Below are 2,390 nucleotides of genomic sequence, written 5' to 3'. Positions count from 1 at the left end.
CATTCCCTTAATATTTCCAACACCAAACTTTGAATAGGGTGATTGCGTGGTAACCTGCGCTTTAACTGTCATGCCGGTCAGCACAACCATAACCGCGGCGATATAACTAATTTTTTTGTACATATTCAAATGCAATGACTTCATTTAATCCTTTTAATACTAAATAAGGCTCGTGTATCATCCTGGAGGCAAAATCACAATTTTTCAACTGTTCCATCAAAAATGATGCATCTCCTCCCGTTATCACTATCCTCACACTATTGTTCTTGTTATACTGATCGCTTATAAAGCCCTTCACTTCATTGACCACCCCCTGCAATACACCGTTCAATATAGCATTATTGGTATCTGATCCCAAAGGGATCTCCTTTTGTTCATTTTCCCATTTTACCAGCGGCAACCTGCCGGTATAATGGTGCAACGCCTGGAACCTCATTTTAAAACCCAAACTGATACTGCCGCCAAAATATTCCGACTGGCTGTTCAGCAGATCATAAGTGATACAAGTCCCTGCGTCTATCATAAAGCAATCCTCTCCCGGATAGAACCGATGTGCAGCAATAACCTTTGCCCATCTGTCCAGACCTAAAGTAGAAATGCTTTTATAATGGTTATTTACCCCCGTATTTATGCGGGTAGAAAACGCGGTATAATTCGTATTCTCTTTCAGAAATGCAACAACTTCTGCATGCGCTTCACCAACACTGGACATGGCCGAATGACTAATTTCAAACTCTTCTATAATCTCCGCTATCCTGCGCCGATCAAGCTGCTGAACTGATTCAAAGTGAATCAGCTCTCTTTGTTTAAAGACAGCAATTTTACTGTTGGTGTTGCCAATATCTATTACCAGATTATGCATTTATAATTCCAGGAGTTCCCGGTCATACCCTCCAAACTTCATGGCACAAAGCTATTAATCTTTACCAAGTTTCAAGGGATCAATTTGTTAAAAAAAGTTAAACGAACAAAAAGTACTGAATTGTAAGCACAAAAACCAGGAACAGACTTTCATAAAACCAACGCTTAGTGGCATTTGAGAAATAATAAGCCAGTAAGACTGCTCCCGGAGGCACACACAACAAAAAATGGAATAACCTGAAGTCCGGTTTAATGTAAAAACTCAGCGCAGCCAGGATAAACATAAAGAACAACATCTGAAAAGCCTTTCTTGTACTGATAAAACTCCTAAAAAAATTCTCTCTCAACTGTATCATGGCCAGGATCATCATGATCACCACAGGGACCAATACCAGATAATCGTTATAATGAATTTTAAAAACAGACGGAAATTTATTGGTTAATGGGAGCCATATCTTATAAAATAACGCAATATCGTCATGCCAGTAATAAAAGACCCCAACAAAAAAGAATATGGTCAAAAAACCCACCAGACCTGAAACCCACTCCCTCCAGTTGAAAGATCTATACAACAACAAGCTCAGCCAAAGCATCAGCAGCATCACAATAAATGGAAAATAAATCAGGGCCCCCACTGCAATGATCATCCCAATGTCGAACATGATCATAATCGCATTGGGTGTTTTTCCAATCTTCAGGAATTTATCCATGATCCAGATCAGCAAAAAATTACAGATCAAAGTTGGGCTCAGAACCAGAAAAGGCATAAATAAACTCGCACTGGTGATGTACAACAAAGCAGGCAAATATCCTGGTTTATTGAGCAAACCGTGATTATTTACAATCCGGTTAAACAGAACGGCCTGTACAAAAGTCAAAATAGCGGCAAAGAAAATATTTGCTCCTGGAGAGAAGCTGTTTTCAATTGGAATCTGGATAAAAAATTTAGCAAAGGGCTCCAGGAATTCAAAGTTAAGCCTGGGCGGCAAATCTATGAATATCGCCATCCGCATAAAAAAGGTGTATGCGAATAAGATAAGCAGGTTTATTGGATTTAGTGTTCTGAACTGATTGATCATGCCTGTATACTAAAGGCAAAGTAAAGGAAATTATCTGGCAAACTCCTTTACAACTTTATCAATTACTGCAGCGGTTTCATCCGGGAAATAAAATTTATGCTTTTGAGGCTGCTCTACCCAGTCCCTGATCACAGGCAACCAATCCTTATTACTTCCCCAGATCACCGGCAACCCGAATTGTTTTAAGGCAAAGGCATTGCACTGTTGTTCATATTGAAATTTCATTGGCACAACCAACAGTTTTTTACCCAGGAACAAAGCTTCAGCCGGACCTTCAAATCCACCTCCGGTAAACAATCCAGAGCTACCCGCAAGACTTGCATTGAATTCTTCGTTGTTTACAGGTGCAACCTGAACATTTCCATCTGTATATTTAACTTTTGAGTGTTTGGAAAAGACCTGCCAGTTTACCCCTGGAATCTGTTTCAGCAATGGGACAAGAAATTTATC

The 2,390-nt window shown here is 39.7% G+C and carries 3 protein-coding genes; all 3 read right to left on the bottom strand.

The window, feature by feature from the left end; all coding sequences use genetic code 11:
- Positions 1-106: 106 nt before the first annotated feature.
- Entirely contained in the window at positions 107-862 is a 756-nt protein-coding gene (locus VNZ46_RS12610; protein ID WP_325560472.1) for a type III pantothenate kinase, read from the bottom strand.
- A 97-nt stretch (positions 863-959) separates the two neighbouring features.
- Positions 960-1,868 (bottom strand): DUF6427 family protein, encoded by a 909-nt coding sequence (locus VNZ46_RS12605; RefSeq protein ID WP_325560471.1) that lies wholly within the window; start codon positions 1,866-1,868, stop codon positions 960-962.
- A 102-nt stretch (positions 1,869-1,970) separates the two neighbouring features.
- On the bottom strand, positions 1,971-2,390 hold a 420-nt coding region (locus tag VNZ46_RS12600), incomplete at its 5' end, for a glycosyltransferase family protein (protein WP_325560470.1).

The sequence above is a fragment of the Pedobacter sp. genome (genome assembly GCF_035566355.1).
In the GTDB taxonomy this organism is placed as follows: Bacteria; Bacteroidota; Bacteroidia; order Sphingobacteriales; family Sphingobacteriaceae; genus Pedobacter.
Note: the sequence above shows the minus strand (reverse complement) of the source record. Positions and strands in the feature narration are given on the sequence as shown.